13 protein-coding genes are annotated in these 21,300 nt (G+C 44.0%); 5 read left to right on the forward strand and 8 right to left on the reverse strand.

Annotation, left to right across the window (positions count from 1 at the left end):
• Positions 1 to 179 precede the first annotated feature (179 nt).
• From metE to I2E70_RS08060, 3 genes are all read left to right on the forward strand, one after another.
• Entirely contained in the window at positions 180 to 2,429 is a 2,250-nt protein-coding gene (gene metE / locus I2E70_RS08050) for a 5-methyltetrahydropteroyltriglutamate--homocysteine S-methyltransferase (RefSeq protein WP_049515978.1), read from the forward strand.
• Positions 2,430 to 2,542: 113 nt separating this feature from the next.
• Complete coding sequence (gene metF, locus I2E70_RS08055; RefSeq protein ID WP_195424378.1) at positions 2,543 to 3,418, forward strand: methylenetetrahydrofolate reductase [NAD(P)H]; 876 nt, start codon at positions 2,543 to 2,545, stop codon at positions 3,416 to 3,418.
• A 132-nt stretch (positions 3,419 to 3,550) separates the two neighbouring features.
• A complete protein-coding gene (locus I2E70_RS08060; protein WP_195424380.1) occupies positions 3,551 to 6,487 on the forward strand; it encodes an AAA family ATPase in 2,937 nt (978 codons plus the stop codon).
• A 143-nt stretch (positions 6,488 to 6,630) separates the two neighbouring features.
• On the opposite strand, the gene hutG is transcribed toward I2E70_RS08060, so the two are convergent.
• The 8 genes from hutG to I2E70_RS08100 form a co-directional block, all read right to left on the reverse strand.
• On the reverse strand, positions 6,631 to 7,623 hold the full coding sequence (gene hutG / locus I2E70_RS08065) for a formimidoylglutamase (RefSeq protein WP_024054987.1): 993 nt from the start codon (positions 7,621 to 7,623) through the stop codon (positions 6,631 to 6,633).
• A gap of 82 nt (positions 7,624 to 7,705) precedes the next feature.
• Entirely contained in the window at positions 7,706 to 9,247 is a 1,542-nt protein-coding gene (gene hutH, locus I2E70_RS08070; RefSeq protein WP_031576511.1) for a histidine ammonia-lyase, read from the reverse strand.
• Between the two features lie 216 nt (positions 9,248 to 9,463).
• Positions 9,464 to 10,807: an APC family permease gene (locus I2E70_RS08075; RefSeq protein WP_031576513.1), complete on the reverse strand. Its 1,344-nt coding sequence runs from the start codon at positions 10,805 to 10,807 to the stop codon at positions 9,464 to 9,466.
• Between the two features lie 21 nt (positions 10,808 to 10,828).
• A complete protein-coding gene (locus I2E70_RS08080) occupies positions 10,829 to 11,407 on the reverse strand; it encodes a HutD family protein (protein ID WP_003008647.1) in 579 nt (192 codons plus the stop codon).
• A 15-nt stretch (positions 11,408 to 11,422) separates the two neighbouring features.
• Positions 11,423 to 13,096, reverse strand: coding sequence for a formate--tetrahydrofolate ligase (locus I2E70_RS08085; protein ID WP_155170173.1), 1,674 nt, complete (start codon positions 13,094 to 13,096; stop codon positions 11,423 to 11,425).
• Between the two features lie 35 nt (positions 13,097 to 13,131).
• Positions 13,132 to 13,761, reverse strand: coding sequence for a cyclodeaminase/cyclohydrolase family protein (locus I2E70_RS08090; protein WP_195424382.1), 630 nt, complete (start codon positions 13,759 to 13,761; stop codon positions 13,132 to 13,134).
• Between the two features lie 12 nt (positions 13,762 to 13,773).
• Positions 13,774 to 14,673: a glutamate formimidoyltransferase gene (gene ftcD / locus I2E70_RS08095; RefSeq protein WP_003008641.1), complete on the reverse strand. Its 900-nt coding sequence runs from the start codon at positions 14,671 to 14,673 to the stop codon at positions 13,774 to 13,776.
• Positions 14,674 to 14,756: 83 nt separating this feature from the next.
• Positions 14,757 to 16,787 (reverse strand): urocanate hydratase, encoded by a 2,031-nt coding sequence (locus tag I2E70_RS08100; protein WP_195424384.1) that lies wholly within the window; start codon positions 16,785 to 16,787, stop codon positions 14,757 to 14,759.
• Positions 16,788 to 16,987: 200 nt separating this feature from the next.
• Between I2E70_RS08100 and hutI the strand changes: the two genes are divergently transcribed.
• The gene (hutI, locus tag I2E70_RS08105) at positions 16,988 to 18,235 is read left to right on the forward strand and encodes an imidazolonepropionase (protein ID WP_048716397.1); all 1,248 of its coding nucleotides are present in this window, start codon (positions 16,988 to 16,990) and stop codon (positions 18,233 to 18,235) included.
• A gap of 291 nt (positions 18,236 to 18,526) precedes the next feature.
• On the forward strand, positions 18,527 to 20,911 hold the full coding sequence (locus tag I2E70_RS08110; protein WP_195424386.1) for a phosphoketolase: 2,385 nt from the start codon (positions 18,527 to 18,529) through the stop codon (positions 20,909 to 20,911).
• Positions 20,912 to 21,300: the final 389 nt, after the last annotated feature.

Below are 21,300 nucleotides of genomic sequence, written 5' to 3' on the forward strand. Positions count from 1 at the left end.
GCTTGGGCTATAGGAAATCTTTATAAGAAGTCCTAGTTTTTGCTTTTAATCTCTGGTCTCAAGGCCCATTAAATCCGTGTTATAGTTTTTGGCTATATCAAAATTCGTGTAAAAGCAATTATACAAGACGGCTATCTTCTGATATGATAGTGTCAATTAGAATTTTTGGAGGACACAACATGTCAACTACAATTATCGGTTTCCCACGTTTGGGTGAATTCCGTGAATTAAAATTTACAACTGAAAAATACTTTAGAAAAGAAATCTCAGCAGACGAGCTCTTGGCAGCTGCCAAAGACTTGCGTGCTAAACACTGGAACATTGTCAAAGAGCAAGGCATCTCAGAGATTCCTTCAAATGACTTCTCACATTACGACAATTTCCTTGATGCAGCCTTTCTTTTCAACGTCGTGCCTGCATCTGTTCAAAACTTGGATTTGACAGACCTTGAACAATACTTTGCTTTGGCGCGTGGTTACCAAGGTGAAAAAGGGGATGTGCGTGCCCTTCCGATGAAAAAATGGTTCAATACGAACTACCATTACATTGTTCCTAAATTTGAAAAAACAACAGAAGTGAAATTGGCTGGTCACAAGATTTTTGATGAGTACCAAGAAGCTAAAGACTTGGGCCTTAACACTCGTCCAGTAGTCGTTGGACCCTTCACATTCCTTCAATTATCTGACTTTGAAGATGGAGTGAAAGCAGAAGACTTCGTCGACAGCCTGGCTGCTGCTTACCAAGAAGTCTTTGCAAAATTGGCAGAGCTTGGTGCGACTCGTATCCAACTCGATGAGCCAGCTCTTGTCAAAGATTTGTCAGCTGAAGAAAAAGCCCTCTTCTTGAACCTCTACAACAAACTCTTGGCGGACAAGAAAGGCCTTGAGGTCTTGATTCAAACCTACTTTGGTGATGTTCGTGATGTCTACAATGACCTTGTAAACTTGCCAGTAGATGGTATTGGTCTTGACTTTGTTGAAGGAAAGAAAACACTTGAATTGGTGAAAGGTGGCTTCCCAGCTGATAAGACCCTTTATGCTGGTATTGTGAATGGGAAAAACATCTGGCGCAACAACTATGAAAAGAGCTTAGAAATCTTGGATCAAGTTCCAGCTGAAAAGGTTGTCTTGACTACTTCTTGCTCCCTTCTTCATGTGCCATTTACAACTGCTAATGAAGAATTTGAACCAGCTATTTTGGACCACTTCGCCTTTGCGGTTGAAAAATTGGGTGAATTGCGTGACTTGGATGCCATCCGCAATGGTCAAGGTGCAGAAGCTCTTGCTGCCAACAAAGAACTCTTCGCAACCGAACGTGTCGGAGCAAATGCTGAACTTCATGCTCGTATCGCAGCGTTGACAGAAGCAGACTACACTCGTTTGCCAGCTTTCGCAGAACGCGAAGAAATCCAAAAAGAATCCTTCAAACTTCCAGCTCTTCCAACAACTACCATTGGTTCATTCCCTCAAACGAAAGAAGTTCGTGCTAAACGTTTGGCCTTCCGTAAGGGTGAATTGACACAAGAAGAATACGATGCCTTCCTTGCTGAAACGATCGACGAATGGATCAAATGGCAAGAAGAAGTTGGATTTGACGTACTTGTACACGGTGAATTTGAGCGGAACGACATGGTTGAGTACTTCGGTCAAAACTTGTCTGGTTACCTCTTCTCTAAAAACGGTTGGGTACAATCATACGGTATGCGCGGGGTGAAACCACCAATCATCTGGGGTGATGTGACTCGTCTTAACCCAATCACTGTGAAATGGTCTAGCTACGCACAAAGCCGTACAGACAAACCGGTTAAAGGGATGTTGACTGGACCTGTTACCATCCTTAACTGGTCATTCCCACGTGAAGATATCTCTATCAAGGATTCTACTCTTCAAATCGCTCTTGCCATCAAGGATGAAGTTCTTGACCTTGAAGCTGCAGGCGTGAAGATCATCCAAATCGACGAGGCTGCTCTTCGTGAAAAATTGCCACTCCGTCGTAGTGACTGGTATGAAGACTACCTTGACTGGGCGATTCCAGCCTTCCGTTTGGTACACTCAACTGTCGCACCAGACACACAAATCCACACTCACATGTGTTACTCAGAATTTACAGATATTATCCCAGCTATCGACAACTTGGATGCGGACGTTATCTCATTTGAGGCTAGCCGTTCAAACCTTGAAATCTTGGATGAGTTGAAAGCGAAAAACTTCCAAACAGAAGTTGGACCTGGGGTTTACGATATCCACTCACCACGTGTCCCACAAGACGGTGAAATTGATCACACTATTGAAGCAATCTTGGCAAAAGTACCAAGTGGCAAAGTTTGGATCAACCCTGACTGTGGTTTGAAGACTCGTGGAATTAAAGAAACAAAAGAAAGCTTGATCAAACTGGTTAATGCTGCTAAAGAAGCGCGTGAACACTTGTAAGAACTGTTTCGAGGACCTTCTATCATCGTGTAGAGGGTTTTCGAATCGTTCCCTTATCCTAGAAATAGTGGCTCAGAGTTCTTGATCAACGAAACAAAAGAAAAGGATAGAATATGTCACAACACACACCGTCTCTGTCATTTGAAGTTTTTCCTCCAAATCCTGAAGTAGGCAATGCCAAGCTCTTACGTGCCTTGGCAAATATGCAGGAGCTAGCCCCTCACTTCATTAGTGTGACCGCTAGCAATAATAAATACAATATCAAAGAGACGACGGTTGCTTTAGCCAATTATATTCAAAATGAATTGTCTATTCCGACAATTGCTCACTTACCAGCCGTTTATTTGAGCAAGGAAAAAGTGGCCGATACTCTTCATGAGTTAGATGAAGTAGGGGTTCATCGGATTTTGGCTCTGCGTGGGGATATTATCCCTGGTGTGGAACCTTTAAAAGACTTTCGTTATGCAACGGATCTGATTGAATTTATTAAAACAGAAGCTCCTCATTTTGAGGTGATTGGTGCTTGCTATCCTGAGGGACACCCAGATTCTCCAAACCAAATTTCAGATATTCAAAATCTTAAAAAGAAGGTAGATGCAGGGTGCTCTAGCTTGGTCACTCAACTTTTCTTTGACAATGAGCGTTTCTATGATTTTCAAGATAAGTGTACCTTGGCTGGGATCGATGTTCCTATTCATGCAGGAGTGATGCCGATTCTCAATCGTAATCAGGCCCTTCGTCTCCTTAAGACTTGTGAAAATGTTCATATCCCACGGAAGTTTAAAGCCATTCTGGACAAGTATGAGCATGATCCTGAGTCACTCAGAGCAGCAGGACTTGCTTATGCAGTCGATCAAATCGTTGATTTGGTTACTCAAGATGTGGCAGGGGTCCATCTTTACACCATGAACAATGAAGATGTCGCTTACCACGTCTACCAAGCAACAAAGGCTTTATTTGCTCATCAACCGAATTTTGAAGTGAATTAATCAACACTTTTAGTAGGAAGTGTAGAGATTGAGAAAGAATCGTTCTCAGTCTCTTTTTATTTGGATAAATTACTTGCTAAAAGCCAACTTTTTTTTTATAGTATTAATATGAAGTTTTTGGAGGCGCTTGCAATGAAGAAAGATCTCACGTTAAAGTTATTTGGACCCCCTAAGGTTGTTTTCAATCAGAAAGATATTCGGTTTTCTTTCTCGAAGATGGAGGCCTTGCTTTATTACTTGGCAGTCATGGGCCAGGTCAACCGAGATGAAATCGCCGGTATTCTTTGGGGAGATAAGGAAAACCAAGTAGCTCGCAAAAACTTACGAAATACGGTTTATCAAGCCAATAAAATCTTTGAAGGAGATATCATTGTCTCGCCAAGTCGGAGCAGTTTGGCCCTTAATCCTGACTTGAATCTTTCGCTGGATGTTCAGCTCTTTGAAAGAGATCCACTAAGTGCCTTGGATCTCTATCAGGGAGACTTTCTAGAGGGCTTCTATGTCAAGGATGATGAAGACTTTGATCAGTGGGCTTCTCGCAAACGAGATGCTTATAGGAAGCTCTATGTCGAAAGTTGCTATCAAAAAATTGAGCAGGTCGGTTTTGCAGATCCTAGTATAGAACTCTTGCTCCATCATTTGGTAGAGCTGGATGAATTTGAAGAGAAAAACTACCAGCTCTTGATGGAGTATTATAGCTTCCATCATCAGCTAGGAAAATTTTTTGAAACTTATTATAAGCTAGTCGATTTATTGGATCGCGAGCTCAGTGTGCGTCCCAGTCGAGCGATTGAGGAACTTTATCACTCCGTTTTGGAAGCCAAACGAACTCATAAACTGACCAATCGCTTGAATATTCGTGAACTTTCTTTCTTTGGTCGGAAACAAGAACTCTCGCAACTCGAGGAATACCTCTCCTTAGTCGAGACAGGTGAAGCGGTAGGACCGTTTCTGGTGATGGGGCAATCTGGAACAGGTAAGAAACGTCTCTTGCGACAGTTGGTCTTGATGTCCAATCGCAGTTTTAACTTTATCAAGGTGGAAGGAAAAGCTACCAGTCAGCGCTATGAAGGAAGCGCCTGGAATGATCTCAGACAAGCGCTAGAGAAAATGGGGGATGAGATGGGAATTTCCCTTCTGGAAGAGGAGGATGATCTCATTTCGGTATGGAATCAGCTTCAGAGCCTTAGCAAAGAAAAACCGCTCCTGATCCTGCTTGAAAACGCCCAGTGGTTCGATGCAGTGTCTCTAGAAAAAGTGAAACAACTAGAGGAGCGAAGAAACCAGGAGAAATGGCAACTAATTTTTACAGCTGAAGAGCCTCTGCCAGCTTCCTTCGTCAACTTCTTGGGGAGCTTGAAGGTAGAGAAAAGGCTGTCTCAACTAGAGTTGACCAATTTTGCCCCAAGTGAAAGTCGTGCTCTCTTGAAAGGGGAACTGGGGGCAATAGAGCCGGCAGTGATGGAGCAGATGGTCGAATGGAGTGAAGGCAGTCCGTTCTTGCTGTCCAGCTATATCGAAGAGTGGAAAGAAAATGAAAATTTAGAACCCTTGCCTGATATCATTCAAGCTTATCTTTCTCAGGAACTTGGGGATATGAGCAGCGAGGAAGAGGCTCTTCTACACTACCTATCGTGTTTTCATAAGCCAATTTCTCTGTCTATCTTGGCGGAATTGACGGCTACAGAGCTTCCTGTTTTGACAGAATTAATCGAGCCTTTATCTGAAAGAGCGATCGTCTCAATCGTAGAAGAAGGAGAGGCTCTCATGGTTCAATTCTGCAAGCAATTGGTAGCTATGTACTTTTACCATCTTCTTTCGCCAGCTAGACGGCGCCTCTTCCACCAACAAATTGCGCAAAAATTGGAAGAAACTTTAGAAGATTCGACGGACCTTCTTCTTTATAAGGAAATTGCCTACCAATACAAGCAATCCCAAAATCTTTTGCGTTCCTTATCGTTTGAGTTGACCTACTTAGAAGAAATTCTTCAGCTGGAGCATGAACTGTTTCCGATATATTCCAAGGTAGATGAGGGGTTCCTATCAGATGGTACAAATAGTCATTTGGACATTTTTGGAGAGCTATCCCGCATTCGCCAAGAATTAGATAACCTCTTTTCAAGGCACCAAAGAGATAGAGAATACAAGTATTTGCAACTGCGTTACTTGTACCTAGAAGGTCGCTATTTTATTCGAAGTGGGGAGTATCAAAAGGGGATTCATGATATCCAAAAAGTCATCTCCTATGCGCGGGAACTCAAGCAATCCGACTTCCTCTTAGAGGGTTATCGGCAAATCATTTATTATTGCATTCAAACGGAAAATATCTCTGAGATGGCCTATTATACAGATTTAGCTTTGGAAGATGCCATCCAAGCTAATAATCATGAGGTCATCGCGATTCAGTTGCGTTTGAAGGGCTTGTATCACCTGATGGTTGGGGATGAGGAGCAGGCGACCCGGCATCTGTATCGCTCCATTGATTGCTTTAGTTTGACCAATAGCATGCAGGCCAAGTATGCCATTCAAATTGCGGCTTCTTTGGCCTACCTCGCTGAAATCGAGCAAGTGAGAGGCCATTTCCAAGTAGCTGTCACCCACTTAGAAGAGGTTCTGCGTTTGGTGGGAGATCAGGCTGTTGATTCCGTCCGTGTCGTCTTTGATATTGATCTTGGGATCGCCTATTATTGGAAGGGAGATTTGATCCAAGCTCGCCGTTGTTTTGACAAAGCTCAGAAGATTTTGTCCAGTGTTCGCTTCCCTTGGAAGGAAGAGTTGCTCGAATTTTACCAATCTTTAATTGCTTGCCAGCAAGGGGATCAGGAGAAGGTTGCGGCTTATCTGGCTCGAAAAGAAAGGACGATGAAACAATCTGCCAATTCACGGGATAAGGGGATGGTTCATTATCTATTAGCTTACTTATCTGATCAAAAGGAGAAAGGAATAGAGCTCGCTCCTGCCCTGAGCACCTTCTTAAAAGAAGATAAAAATTACTACAAAAAGGTGGCAGAGCAACACTTGAATCCATACAGAGATCGTCAGTTTCTTAAGAAATTAAAAGACCTGTAGTGGCTCTTGCCTAAATCATAAGAGAGGGCTAAGTGGCCTGTTCTCCTTTCAGGCAAAGATCATTGTGCCTGAAAACGAAGAAAAAGCATAGAAATACCCTAGTAATGGGTGTTTCTATGCTTTTTATGTGTGTAGAAATCTTCTTAGTTCAGTTTTTGTTGCGCCAATATTTGGGTCAAGTAAAAGATAAAGGTCGCAGCAAGGTTTGAAGTATGGTTGTCAATATCATGAGGAGGAGAAACTTCCACGACATCAAATCCGATTAGCTTACCACTAGCAGCAATGTGTTGGAGAAGCAGGAGGGCTAGTTTAGGATCGACACCAAGCGATTGGATGGCGCTAACACCAGGAGCAGAGCCGACCGCAAAGCAATCCATATCAATAGACAGATAGATCGCGGTTTGGTTTTCTAAAAATTGATCGATTCGATCCAGAATGGCTTGGTGGCTCATCTGGAAGAGATCTTGGCCAGTTAAAAAATCAATGCTTGGTGTTTTAGCAACGTAATTAAAGAGGAAGAGGTTATTATTGTGCTCTTGGATCCCCAGGATGAGGTAAGGGAAGTCCTGACCTTTTTCTTTCGCATGATCAGCCATTTGACGAAAACCTGTTCCAGAGTTGGGACCGGTTTGGTCGTAAGGTCGCAAATCAAAGTGGGCATCCAGATTGATCACAGCCAGTTGTTCATCTTTTTCTAAACTGGATTGAATCCCTAGATAGTGGCCGTAAGCAGTTCCGTGACCGCCTCCTAGGACAATGGGTTGGATCCCTAGTTGGTACATGCGCTGGATCGCTTGTGAGAGACTTTCTTGGAGTTCTTCTAGTGAATGGTTAGGCCCGTCAATATTTCCCACATCATACACTGTCACATTGGTTCCCCAGTGCCATGGAAGTTTAGCGATTTGAGAACGGATGGCTGTAGGACCCTCGACTGCTCCTACACGCCCATTATTGATATAGACTCCTTTGTCGCTCTTAAAGCCGATGATCCCAAAGGTCATACCCTCAAATGGAGTGAGGGTCTCGTCGTTTAGGTCTAAAAATTTGGTGACCATTCCCCATTTGGCCGTGTAGGGATTGTCCTCGATGCTACCTTGGTAGTAGCTGTAGGTCATTGGATAGTAGTTTGTGAGCAAGCTTGTCGCCTCCCTTATTTTTCTGAAAGCAGGCAGAGGCTGAGAAGATCGCCAGCCTCTGTTTTGCTTTATTCTTACTGTATCAGTATTGAATGCTTAAGTCAACTGCTTTTTCGATGGTTGCTAAGAATTCTTCGCTTTCGACAACAGCAGATGCTTTATTAAGTTCTTCAAAGATTTCGATATCTTTGTCAAATTCAATGAAGTTCAGTTTTTGACGAATCAGCTCATAAGCTGGTTTTGTCCCTTTACCAAGTTCATGATTTTCTGGCTTGAGATCCAAGGCTTGGCAAGCTGCCATGATTTCAGTAGCAACGATGCGACGTGAGTTTTTAAGAATTTCTGCTGCTTTACGAGCGGCAGTCGTTCCCATGCTGACGAAATCTTCTTGGTTTTCACAAGATGGAATAGAATCGACACTAGCAGGGTGAGCCAAAATTTTATTTTCCGATGCAAGGGATGCACAAGCATACTGGGTAATCATGAAGCCTGAGTTGAGTCCAGGGTGTTTGACTAAGAAGGATGGTAATTTACTGAGTTGGCTGTTGACCAAGCGTTCCACCCGACGTTCAGATACGTTCCCAATTTCAGAAAGGGCAATGCCTAAGAAGTCAAATGGTTGCGCCATTGGTTCACCGTGGAAGTTACCTCCTGAGATGACGTGTCCTTCTTTGGTAATGATTGGGTTATCTGTGACAGAGTTGATTTCGATTTCAACTTTTTCTTTTACGTAAGCAATAGAATCCTTGCTGGCTCCATGTATTTGAGGGATACAGCGAAGTGTATAAGGATCTTGTACCCGTTGTTGAGTCGCAACAGTGGTATTCTTACTTCCTTCAAGAAGGTTACGGATGTTGCGAGCAGTTGCCAATTGTCCACTTTGTGGGCGGATGGAATGAAGGTCTTCTTCGAATGGACTGGTAATTCCATTGTGAACTTCCATTGAGAGAGCACCAGCGATATCAGAGAGTTTGAGCAATTGGATACCATCATAAGTCGCAAGAGCACCGATACCGGTTAGGACAGTCGTACCATTGATCAAGGCAAGCCCTTCTTTGGCAGCTAATTGGATCTTTTCAATTCCAGCACGATCTAAGGCTTCTTGACCACTGAGAAGTTCTCCTTTGTAGTAGGCACGTCCAAGGCCCAACATTGGTAAAACCATATGAGAAAGAGGAGCAAGGTCTCCAGAAGCTCCGAGAGAGCCTTTTTCAGGGATATAAGGAGTGACTCCTTTGTTGAGCAATTCTAACAGTTTTTCAACGGTTGACAGACGAATGCCAGAATAACCTTTCAAGAGTGAGTTGATACGGATCAGCATGATGGCACGAACAGCATCTTCAGGAAGTGGATCACCGAAGCCAGATGAGTGAGTTCGGATCAGGTTTTCTTGCAGTTGAACAGTATCTTCTGGAGAGATGCTGACATTACAGAGGGAACCAAAGCCAGTGGTTACACCATAGACGACTCGTTTTTCCCGGACAATGTCATCAACGATTTTACGGGATGCGATAACGGCTTCTTTGGCTTGTTCATCAAGCTCACATTGGGCACCGTGCCGAGCGACAGCGATGACTTCTTCGAGTGTTAAGCTATTACCATCTAAATGAATCAATTGAGTCATATAAAACCTCCGATTATGAATAGTTGTTCTGTGGAAGTAGTGTTGTTTACTTCGGTTTGAATACCAAACATGGGCCCATTGTCTATTGATCTAAAAAAATTGAAAGGAGTCATAGAGAAAAGGGCTCAGGTTTGACATTCGTGGAGTCCTAGATGGGTTAGGGAGCAAAACCGAGCTTCACTCCCGTCTCTGTTCCCATCTAGTGTGTAAAGAAAATTAGTGAGGAAGGGTTTTCGATTTATGTAGTTTATCGCCGTGGAAAACAAAGTAGAGTCCACTTGCGATCACGAGACCGATGGCACCCCAAACAAAGTTCATCATGTTGTCCCCTGCAATCATCAAGATACTGATCACAACAGCTAGAACTGGGATAACAGGACCAAATGGTACTCGGAAGGTAACCTTTTTGTCTGGGTACATTTTTCTGAGTTTGATGGCTGCCAAAGCAGTTGGAATGTATTGGAAGAAACGGAAGACAACACTGAAGGTTGCTAATGTTTCGAAAGAGCCAGATAACAAGAGTAAGAAGGCGAAGATACCAGAAATGATAATGGCAATGACAGGGGCATTCTTAGAGTTTGTTTTTCCAAGCCCTTCTGGCAAGAGTTTTTCAGTTGCTAATGCGGCACCAAAACGAGGGACCATGATGGATTCACCGATGTTTAGACCGGCGATTGAAATGAGGGCTCCGTAAGAAACGAGTGGAGCTCCGATAGGGCCAATCATTTCGACAAATGCGTCTTGTACTGGTGCACCAGTTTGCATAATGCGACCACCAAGCATGGCGATTGTTCCTGCGATGATCAACATGTAGAGAACAGATACAATACTGATAGAACCTAGAATAGCGCGGGGAACGTTCTTTTCAGGGTTGCGCATTTCCCCTGCAACGATAGACATGGTTTCAAATCCGATGAAACCGTAGAAGATGTAGACGGCTGTACTAGAAATAGAACTGAAGAGGTTTGTTCCACTTTCCAATTGAAGGAAAGGTGTGAAGTTGCCCTTGCTCACGCCACCGGGAATGAAGAAGATGGCAAAGAGTGAGAAGAGGACAATTGGAATTAATTTTGCAACAGTAGCTGTCAGAGTAAACATCTTAGAGGTTTTCAGACCGGCAATGTTCATCAGACTCAAGAGAATCAGCATACCGATACTGATCGGAAGGTTGTAGCCTTCAAATGCTGGGAAGGTGATGATGAAGATCTTAGCAAATCCGGCTAACATGGCAGCCCAAGCGATAACAGTAACGGCCCAACCGAGAATCCCAACGTTAAAGCCAACGAAGTCTCCGAAAGCGGCTTTTGAGTATTGCATGGCTCCACCGTTTTTGTCGAAGTAGCCAGCTGTTTCAGCCAGACAGGCTGATAGTAGCATGACGAGAATGGCAACCCCGAACATGACAGCTAGAGAAGCTGGTCCGAGGCCAGAATAAATTTTTTGAGGAAGGAGGAAGATACCAGATCCGATTACGGCGTTGATACCGTAAAGAGTGGCACCGCTAAAGCTGAATTTCGCTTTTTCTTGTTCCTCAATCGACTGTTTATGTGCTCCGTTCATAATGTTTCTCCTTTGTGAACATTATTGTAGTCCAGTCCAGATAGCAATCGGTTGCTCCCCAGACTGATGGGGTAAAAACGTGATTGTCATCTCTTGAAGAGGAGATGCTTGTTCGATCACCAGGAGCTCGTGAGTTTGGAGAGTTTGAGAATGATTGTTTCCCCATTCGAGTGTTAGTGGACAGAGAGCGTAGATCAATTGATAGCGACTCTGACTTTTGACACTCTCTTTTGGGGATATAGCACTCATATGCCCCTGATAAGAAGGTTTGTAAATCAAATTAAAGTCTTGACAAGTCCCTTGGCTAGATACAGGATCTCCCCCATCAAAGAAGTAGCTTTGAAAGGGGTTCAAAACCACTTCTTTATGGTGATGGGTGAGCCTAATGGAGGCATTCAAGGGCATCAAGATTCGGTGGTAGCCCGTGAGATCGGTAAAGTTACTTTTTTCAACCTCTACCGTTGCAGTAGAGAGGCGGAAGTCAAAGGTCCGATCTGGATAGCTTCCTCCCTCTGGGGAGAGAAAGAGTTGGGTGGTTTGGCCACCGGACCAGGTAGAAATTTGATAATCTGCGGGGGTAAGATGAAGGAGAGTCACCATAGGACGCCTTCTTTCTTAAAAGAGACCAGTGATATTGCCGTGGGCATCGATATCAATCTTTTCACTGGCAGGAACTTTAGGTAGGCCAGGCATGGTCATAATGGTACCAGTGAGAGCTACGATGAAGCCAGCTCCGGCAGCCACCTTAAGGTTACTGATTTTAACTGTGAAATCTTTTGGTGCTCCCATCTTCTTCGCATCGTCTGAGAAGGAATATTGGGTTTTGGCCATACAGATTGGGTAGTTTGAGAAGCCAAGAACTTCCAATTCTTTGAGTTCGCGTTTGGCCGCTGGTGTTAAGCTGATGCCTTTACCACCATAGACTTTTGTGACGATCTTAGTCAATTTTGTTTCAATGCTGTCTTCTTCGTCATAGACATAAGAGAAGTGGTTTTCTTCTTGAGCCAGTTGAATGACTTTTTCAGCCAAGTCACGACCACCAGCTCCACCATGTGCCCAGACATCTGAAATGACCACATCTACATGGCGTTTCTTACAAGATTCATAGACAGCTTCTAGCTCTGCTTCTGTATCCAGTGGGAATTTGTTAATGGCAACGACCACTGGTAGACCATAGACTTCTTGAATGTTGGCCAAGTGTTTGTCTAGGTTTGGTAGTCCATCGATAACGGCTTGGACATTTTCGGTAGCCAAGTCTGCTTTGGCAACTCCACCATGCATCTTGAGAGCACGGATGGTTGCGACGAGGACAACGGCAGCAGGTTTGAGCCCGGCCATGCGGCACTTAATATCGATGAATTTTTCAGCACCGAGGTCTGCTCCAAAACCAGCTTCTGTCACGACATAGTCTGCATATTTGAGGGCTAGTTTAGTAGCCAGCACACTGTTACAGCCATGGGCGATATTGGCAAATGGTCCGCCGTGGATGATGGCAGGAGTATGTTCTAAAGTCTGCACCAAGTTCGGATGAATGGCATCTTTGAGGACAGCTGCCATGGCCCCTCCAGCCTTGAGGTCTTTGGCTGTGACCGGTTGTCCTTGGTAGTTGTACCCGATAATGATGCGATCAAGACGTTCTTTGAGATCAAGGATATTTTCTGAGAGACAGAGAATGGCCATGATTTCAGAAGCCACGGTGATGTCAAAGCCATCTTCACGAGGAACTCCGTTTGTTTTTCCTTGAAGGCCATCGACAATATGACGGAGTTGACGGTCGTTCATGTCGACCACCCGTTTCCAAGTGATGCGACGAGAATCGATGCCCAACTCATTGCCATGATGGATGTGGTTGTCAATCAAGGCAGCAAGGAGGTTGTTGGCAATCCCAATGGCATGGAAGTCTCCGGTAAAGTGAAGGTTGATATCTTCCATTGGAACCACTTGGGCGTACCCACCACCGGCAGCTCCACCCTTGATCCCAAAGACAGGGCCAAGTGAAGGTTCGCGGAGGGCAATGACGGCTTTTTCACCAATAGCTGAAAGAGCATCGACCAAGCCAACAGAGGTGGTTGTCTTTCCTTCTCCAGCAGGTGTCGGAGAGATGGCCGTCACGAGGATCAGCTTTCCATCTTCCTTATCCTTGAGTTGTTCCAGTTGGTTGCTATCAATTTTTGCCTTGTATTTTCCGTAGAGCGAAATATCGTCTTCGGTCAATCCAAGTTCAGCAGCGATATCGGTGATGGGCTTCATTTGGACAGAATTGGCGATTTCAATATCCGATAAAACCATAGAATCCCTTCTTTCTTTATTTTTATTTGCTAGGTTTAAGATAGACTTTCTAAAATGCTTTGGTAAATGTTATCTGCAAGATCAGAACCGGTTTGGAGAAGTTTGAGTCCCTTGCCGTGGTATTCTTGGACGAAGTCTTGGTCCTTGATTCCTGAAATGTTGATCAAGACATTGAGCCAAGCACCTTGAAGGCCAGCTTTAAGATTCAGAGCAGCTACCCCTAGGTCACTAGCCGCATTGGTGTTGGACTTGCCAACAGCTTCTTTGGTGGTTTCAAGAGCTTCAACGATGAGCTCCATCATAGAGAAAGGAGATACTGTCGCATGTTTCAAAGCTTTTTGCATGGCTTCACGACGAGCGGCTTTCTCTTCTTCCGTTTCTTTTGGAAGATCAAAGACAGCTGATACGACGTTGAAAGCTTCTGTATCTTTATCGATGGCTTCTAGTAATTGGTCTTGGAGTTGAGCGCTTTTTTCATGAACCCCTTTGATGTGGTCTTCAAATTCTGCGTATTTTTTCTTTCCAATGGTCAGTTCACAGACCATTTTTGTAAGGGAAATCCCATTCGCAGCAGATAGAGCAGCAGCAGAACCACCACCTGGAGCTGGAGCATCTGAACCAAGAACTTTGGCAAACTCCGTAATACTTAAGTCAACTAGTTTCATAGAACTCCCTTTCTAACCCAACAAGTGATTTTCCAAGACTTGTTTGCTGTAGTCAAAGTCTTCTAATTGCAAGTAGTATTCAGCAGAGTCGATCAAAGCCTTAGCAGGAGCCAGTCCAATGAGTTCTGTTCCGATGATGCGAACACCATAGCGTTGCGCTTCGAAACGAACGGTTTCAACGACACGATACAATGGGAATTGTTCCAAGTTGACCATGTTGATGGAGACTTGGGCGATGTTGCGATCTTCTAGCATGACGCCGATCGCTTTACAGTACTTGTATCCACCGCTTGATCCACGAATGATTTTAGAAATCTTATTGGCAATCTCTAGGTCGTCTGTGTCAAGGTTGATATTGAAAGCAACGAGTGGCATACGGACACCGACAGCTGTAACCCCTGCAGTTGGGTGAATCTTGCGTTCACCGTAGTCTGGCTTCCAGTCTTCTTCCAACAATTTTTCTGGCATTCCTTCAAATTGTCCTTTACGCACTTTCGCCAAGTTCTTCCGTTCTGGGCGAGTTGCAGCATCTTCATAAAGGAAGATTGGAATACCTAATTCACGATTGATGCGTTCGGCTACTTTGTTAGCAATCTCAACGCATTCAGCTGTAGTGATATCCTTAACCGGAACGAATGGACAAACGTCTGTTGCCCCCATACGAGGGTGTTCGCCTTCGTGCTTGGTCATATCGATGTTTTCAGAAGCGTATTTCACCAATTGGAAAGCCACTTCTTGAATGCTTTCTTCATCCCCAACGAGTGTAAAGACGCTGCGGTTGTGGCTGGCATCGGACGAGTAGTCTAGTAAAGTGACACCTGGAATACTTTTTGCTGTAGCTGCTAATCCGTCGATCACAGCCTGATTGCGTCCTTCAGAGAAGTTTGGAATACATTCAACAATTTTTGCCATATGATTACCTCTTTTTATAGGAGAAGTTGGGGAGGAGGAGTCTTTGTATTTTCCTCCCCTTTCTCAGTTTTTATTTTTTGATGTTAAAACAATTTTTGAACGGCTTCTTTGACCAAATCTTCATCTGCCAGATACGGAATGGTGATGTGGTCTGTTCCTGCATGGAGACGGTTGTACTCGATGGCTGTTTCAATGGCATGATCGTTCCGTGCCCAGTTCCGACGAGCAACCCCGCCCATGGTATCCCAGGCAATGGCAGACTTGATGATTTCATCGATCCGGTGGCTACCGTCTAGAACGAGACCAAATCCACCGTTGATGGCTTTACCGATACCAGTACCACCACCGTTGTGGAGGGCAACGAGACTCATACCGCGAGCAGCGTTACCAGCGTAACATTGAACCGCCATGTCACAAGTGACGTTCGAACCATCTTTGATGTTTGATGTTTCACGGAATGGAGCATCTGTACCAGATACGTCGTGGTGGTCACGTCCAATCATGACAGGTCCAATCTTGCCTTGGCGAATGAGTTCATTGAATTTCAATGCAATATTGACACGGCCCATGCAATCTTGATAGAGAATACGAGCTTGTGTACCAACCACCAGTTGGTTCTTCTCAGCATCGCGAATCCAGTTGTAGTTGTCGCGGTCTTGGTAGCGACGAGTTGGATCGATCGCTTCCATAGCTGCGTGGTCAGTTGCAATCAAGTCTTCATGTTTACCGCTGAGGCAGACCCAACGGAATGGACCGTATCCATAGTCAAAGAGCATAGGTCCCATGATATCTTCTACATAAGATGGCCAAATGAAGCCGTCCTTGTCATCCAAGCCATTCTTAGAAATTTCCTTGATGCCTGAGTCGTAAACAGATTTCATGAAGGCATTACCGTAGTCGAAGAAGTAGGTACCTTTAGCCGTCAAAGCTTTAATCACTGCAAAGTGACGAGCCAAGGTTTCATCGACCAAGCGATGGAAGGTTTCTTTGTCTTCTGCCAACAAACGTGTCCGTTCTTCAAAGCTGATCCCAACTGGGCAATAGCCACCATCATAGACGTTGTGGCAAGAGGTTTGGTCAGACAAGAGATGAACGTGAACATTGTGTTCATTGACATATTCAAGCAAGTCTACGATATTTCCATGGTAGGCAATAGAAGTAGATTCACCCGCTTCAAGGGCTACTTGAGCCAATTTCACAGCTTCTTCGGCACTGTCGGTTACTTGGCTAATCCAACCTTGAGAGTGACGGGTTTCAATCCGAGAGCGGTCCACTTCTGCAACGATGGCAACAGCTTTTGCAATTTCAGCTGCTTTCCCTTGAGCTCCACTCATACCACCGAGACCAGATGAAATAAAGAGTTTACCAGTTAAGTCGCCATCATCAGGCACACCGAGTTTAAGACGTCCAGCGTTGAGAAGGGTGTTGAAGGTACCGTGAACGATCCCTTGAGGACCGATGTACATCCAACCACCAGCCGTCATCTGACCGTAGTTGGTAACGCCCATCTCTTCAGCAATTTCCCAGTCGCGCATATTGTCATACTCACCGATCAAGAGACCGTTGGTAATGATGACGCGAGGAGCTTCTGGTTTAGACTTGAAGAGGCCGAGAGGGTGACCAGATTCAACCACCAAGGTTTGGTCTTCTGTCATGACTTCTAAGTATTTCTTGATCAAGTTGTATTGCATCCAGTTAGCACAGACAGAACCTGTTTCTCCGTAAGTGACCAATTCATATGGATAAAGGGCAATTTCAAAGCTCAAGTTGTTGTCAATCATGACTTGCATAGCCTTAGCAGCAGTGCATTTTCCTTTGTACTCATCAATTGGTTTGCCATAGATCCGATCTTTTGGACGGAAGCGATAGCCATAGATCCGACCGCGAGTTTTTAGTTCTTCCAGAAATTCTGGGATCAACTCTTGGTGGAATTTTTTAGGGATGTAACGCAGAGCGTTTTTAAGAGCAATCTCAGTCTGAGCTTGCGTTAAGCGGAAGCCTCTATCAGGTGCACGACGGATGCCTTCTTGAAAAGTTGCCTTTTCAGGTAGGACATCAAAGTCAAGTTTGACAGACATAGCAGCTGCAATTTCTTTATCGTCTATAAATGACATAGTAGGAACCTCCTTATGTGTAGACTATGAATTTATATTTTCTTTATTGTATCCAAGAAACGTCAATAAAGAGTCAAAAATAAATTTAATTTTTAATAAAGCAAAAAATAATGAGGGAGAAACTTTTTGACTTTTTTTTGACGCTTTTCCTGTAGAATTGTAAAATGAATAACAATGGAAATAGAAAGGAATGTTTTCATATGTCTGCTGATGTAATCTTAACCCACTTTAACCAGTTGTTTTGTCCAAATGATCTAGGCCATCCTCTCTATGGAAAAGAGATGGCAGAAGCGCGAATCCTATCCGATGCTTATATTGCTATTAAGGATGGAAAAATTCTTGCAGTTGGAACAGGTCAACCAGATCCAGAACTGATCGATGACCATACGGAAGTAAAATCTTGTGAAGGGAAAGTTGCGACTCCTGGTTTGATCGACTGTCATACCCACCTGGTCTATGGAGGCAGTCGTGAACATGAATTTGCGAAAAAGTTAGCGGGTGTTTCTTACTTAGACATCCTCGCTCAAGGCGGTGGAATTCTGAGCACTGTTCGGGCAACTCGTGAAGCATCTTTTGACAATCTCTATAACAAGTCCAAACGATTGTTGGACTATATGTTGCGTCATGGAGTGACCACCGTTGAAGCTAAGAGTGGCTATGGTTTGGATTGGGAAACGGAAAAACGCCAACTAGATGTAGTAGCTGCCTTGGACCGTGACCATGAAATTGATCTGGTTTCGACCTTTATGGCAGCTCATGCGATCCCGACAGAGTATAAGGGCCGTTCTCAAGAGTATTTAGATCTCATCATTGAGCAAATGCTTCCAAAAGTGAAGGAAGAAAAGTTAGCTGAATTCTGTGATATCTTCTGTGAAAAGGGTGTCTTTACAGCAGATGAGTCTCGCTATCTTCTGTCAAAAGCCAAGGAAATGGGCTTCAAACTGCGGATTCATGCGGATGAAATCGAGTCTATCGGTGGTGTGGATGTTGCAGCTGAATTGGAATCTACTAGCGCAGAACACCTGATGGTGATTACCGATGAAGGCATTCAAAAACTAGCAAAAGCAAAAGTTATCGGCAATCTGTTGCCTGCTACAACCTTCAGCCTCATGGAAGATACCTATGCACCGGCTCGTAAGATGCTGGATGCTGGGATGGCCATCACTCTAACAACCGACAGTAACCCAGGATCCTGTCCGACAGCCAATCTTCAGTTTGCCATGCACCTCGGTTGCTTCATGATGCGTTTGACACCAGTTGAGATTCTCAATGCGGTAACTATTAATGCAGCTTATTCAGTCGATCGTGCCAAAACCATTGGATCTTTTGATACTGGAAAACAGGCCGATATCACTATTTACGATGCACCAAATCTAGATTATCTCTTCTATTTCTTTGCGACCAACCTAGTGACAGATGTTTATAAAAATGGTAAAAAAGTCATTTAACCTCCTCCATTTCATTTGGGACTTTGCTCGTTTGCAAAAATCAGCAAAGTCTTTTTTTAAAACCTATCCCTGTAGGGAATGGAACCACTTTAGTGGGAAATTAAAATTTGACGTTCAAAGAATATTTTTCTTACTTTCTGATGTACAAAAAGGGAAATTCTTGATAGAATAGAAGCAATATTGAATATTTTCTTCAATATCATCTGTTTGTCGTGAAAACAGATTGTTTAAACTATTGATCAAACGAACAGGTTGTTCAACAGACCTGTCTAGAAATTGTGAGGAGACAAGATGACTGTCGATTATAACAGCAAAGCTTACTTGGATAAAGTAGACGCTTGGTGGCGTGCAGCCAACTACATTTCAGCTGCTCAAATGTACTTGAAAGATAACCCATTGTTGAAGCGCGAAGTCGTTGAAAACGACTTGAAGACTCACCCAATCGGACACTGGGGAACTGTACCAGGGCAAAACTTTATCTATGCTCACTTGAACCGTGCCATCAACAAATACGACTTGGATATGTTCTACATTGAAGGACCAGGTCACGGTGGACAAGTAATGGTATCGAACTCATACTTAGATGGTTCTTATACTGAATTAAATCCAAACATCCCACAAAATGAAGAAGGTTTCAAACACTTGTGTAAGATCTTCTCATTCCCAGGAGGAATCGCTTCTCACGCGGCGCCTGAAACACCAGGATCTATCCACGAAGGTGGAGAACTTGGTTATGCCCTTTCTCACGCTGCAGGTGCTGTATTGGATAATCCAGATGTGATTGCTGCCACAGTTATCGGTGACGGTGAAGGAGAAACAGGTCCATTGATGGCTGGTTGGTTGTCAAATACCTTCTTGAACCCAGTCAACGATGGGGCGATCCTTCCAATCTTCTACCTCAATGGTGGGAAGATCCACAACCCAACGATCTTCGAACGCAAAACAGACGAAGAATTGGCCCTCTTCTTTGAAGGTCTTGGATGGAAACCAATCTTTGCAGACGTAACCGCTATTTCTGACGACCACGAAGCAGCTCATGCTTTGTTTGCAGAAAAATTAGACGAAGCGATTGAAGAAATCAAGAAAGTCCAAGCGGAAGCTCGTAAAGGTTCTGCTGAAGAAGCGACTCAACCAGTTTACCCTGTCTTGATTGCTCGTATTCCTAAAGGTTGGACTGGTCCAAAAGCATGGGAAGGAACACCTATCGAGGGTGGATTCCGTGCGCACCAAGTTCCAATCCCAGTAGATGCTCACCACATGGAGCATGTCGATGCTCTTCTTTCATGGTTGGAATCTTACCGCCCAGCTGAATTGTTCGACGAAACTGGTAAACTAGTTCCTGAAATTGCGGAAATTGCACCAAAAGGTGACCGTCGCATGGCGATGAACCCAATCACAAATGCTGGTGTGATCAAACCAATGAACACAGCTGATTGGAAGAAACATGCCCTTCAATTCAACACACCAGGTGAAATCATGGCTCAAGACATGATCGAATTTGGTAAGTATGCGGCAGACTTGGTAGATGCGAACCCAGATAACTTCCGTATCTTCGGTCCAGACGAAACCAAATCAAACCGTCTTCAAGAAGTCTTCACTCGTACAAGCCGTCAATGGTTAGGACGTATGAAACCTGACTACGATGAAGCCTTGAGCCCAGCTGGACGTGTCATTGACTCTCAATTGTCAGAGCACCAAGCAGAAGGTATGCTTGAAGGATATGTCTTGACAGGTCGTCATGGATTCTTCGCTTCTTACGAATCCTTCCTTCGTGTTGTAGATTCTATGATCACTCAACACTTCAAATGGTTGCGTAAGTCTAAGACCCATACAACATGGCGTAAAAACTACCCAGCCTTGAACTTGATTGCAACTTCAACTGTCTTCCAACAAGACCACAATGGCTACACTCACCAAGATCCAGGTATCTTGACTCACTTGGCTGAGAAAACTCCTGAATATATCCGTGAGTACTTGCCAGCAGATACCAATAGCTTGCTTGCGGTAATGGATGAAGCCTTCAAGGGAGAAGATGTGATCAACTTGATCGTTTCTTCTAAACACCCACGTCCTCAATTCTATTCAGCAGCTGAAGCAGAAGAATTGGTTCGTGAAGGATACAAGGTGATCGATTGGGCATCAACTGTTTCAGCAGATGAAGAGCCAGATCTTGTTATTGCCGCTGCAGGTACAGAGCCAAACTTAGAAGCTCTTGCTGCTATTACAATCTTGCACAAAGCCTTCCCAGAATTGAAGATCCGCTTTGTCAACGTTATCGACATCTTGAAATTGCGTCACCCATCCGTTGATGCGCGTGGACTTTCAGATGAAGAGTTCGACAAAGTCTTCACAACTGATAAACCAGTCATCTTTGCCTTCCATGGTTACGAAGGCATGATCCGTGATATCTTCTTCAACCGTCACAACCATAACCTTCGTGTACATGGTTACCGTGAAAACGGGGATATCACCACACCATTTGATATGCGTGTGATGTCTGAGTTGGATCGCTTCCACTTGGCACAAGATGCAGCTAATGCAGCTCTTGGAGATGCAGCAAGCGCATTTGCAGCGAAGATGGATGAAACAATCGCCTTCCACCATGACTACATCCGTGAAAACGGAGACGACATTCCAGAAGTTCAAAACTGGAAATGGGAAAACGTGAATAAATAAGAAAAAGAGCCGGAGCAATCCGGCTTTTCAGATTTAAGACAAAGTCATATTAAAAACTTTCCTTAGGTGAGTACGGACGTCAGCGAACTTCTTCGAAGTTCCATGACTAATTATTGAGCCTAGGGTCTCAATAATTCCGAGTGCCTGAAACGTTATTGTTTCAGTCACTTTTCTCACAGCGGAAAGTTTCGGCATTTTTTTGAATCGATTTAAAAATTGGAACTCATTTTTATTTCTTTGCAGAATCGCTTTACTTATTTAACTTTAAAATAGTTTGTCTACATTCTAAATATCCGGAGCAATCCGGCTTTTTTTGTGATGAACAGCAAGTAACAAAAGTAAGAGGATGAGAATAGATGTTCGGAAATCAAGCGTTTTCAAATAAAATT

The sequence above is a fragment of the Streptococcus parasanguinis genome (assembly GCF_015556095.1).
Classification (GTDB): Bacteria; Bacillota; Bacilli; order Lactobacillales; family Streptococcaceae; genus Streptococcus; species Streptococcus parasanguinis_Q.

What these genes read in the sequence shown, in the direction of transcription:
- metE (WP_049515978.1), top strand. Translation starts at nt 180, where the DNA reads ATGTCAACTACAATTATCGGTTTCCCACGTTTGGGTGAATTCCGTGAA.
- metF (WP_195424378.1), top strand. Translation starts at nt 2,543, where the DNA reads ATGTCACAACACACACCGTCTCTGTCATTTGAAGTTTTTCCTCCAAAT.
- I2E70_RS08060 (WP_195424380.1), top strand. Translation starts at nt 3,551, where the DNA reads ATGAAGAAAGATCTCACGTTAAAGTTATTTGGACCCCCTAAGGTTGTT.
- hutH (WP_031576511.1), bottom strand. Translation starts at nt 9,247, where the DNA reads ATGACTCAATTGATTCATTTAGATGGTAATAGCTTAACACTCGAAGAA.
- I2E70_RS08075 (WP_031576513.1), bottom strand. Translation starts at nt 10,807, where the DNA reads ATGAACGGAGCACATAAACAGTCGATTGAGGAACAAGAAAAAGCGAAA.
- I2E70_RS08080 (WP_003008647.1), bottom strand. Translation starts at nt 11,407, where the DNA reads ATGGTGACTCTCCTTCATCTTACCCCCGCAGATTATCAAATTTCTACC.
- I2E70_RS08085 (WP_155170173.1), bottom strand. Translation starts at nt 13,096, where the DNA reads ATGGTTTTATCGGATATTGAAATCGCCAATTCTGTCCAAATGAAGCCC.
- I2E70_RS08090 (WP_195424382.1), bottom strand. Translation starts at nt 13,761, where the DNA reads ATGAAACTAGTTGACTTAAGTATTACGGAGTTTGCCAAAGTTCTTGGT.
- ftcD (WP_003008641.1), bottom strand. Translation starts at nt 14,673, where the DNA reads ATGGCAAAAATTGTTGAATGTATTCCAAACTTCTCTGAAGGACGCAAT.
- I2E70_RS08100 (WP_195424384.1), bottom strand. Translation starts at nt 16,787, where the DNA reads ATGTCATTTATAGACGATAAAGAAATTGCAGCTGCTATGTCTGTCAAA.
- hutI (WP_048716397.1), top strand. Translation starts at nt 16,988, where the DNA reads ATGTCTGCTGATGTAATCTTAACCCACTTTAACCAGTTGTTTTGTCCA.
- I2E70_RS08110 (WP_195424386.1), top strand. Translation starts at nt 18,527, where the DNA reads ATGACTGTCGATTATAACAGCAAAGCTTACTTGGATAAAGTAGACGCT.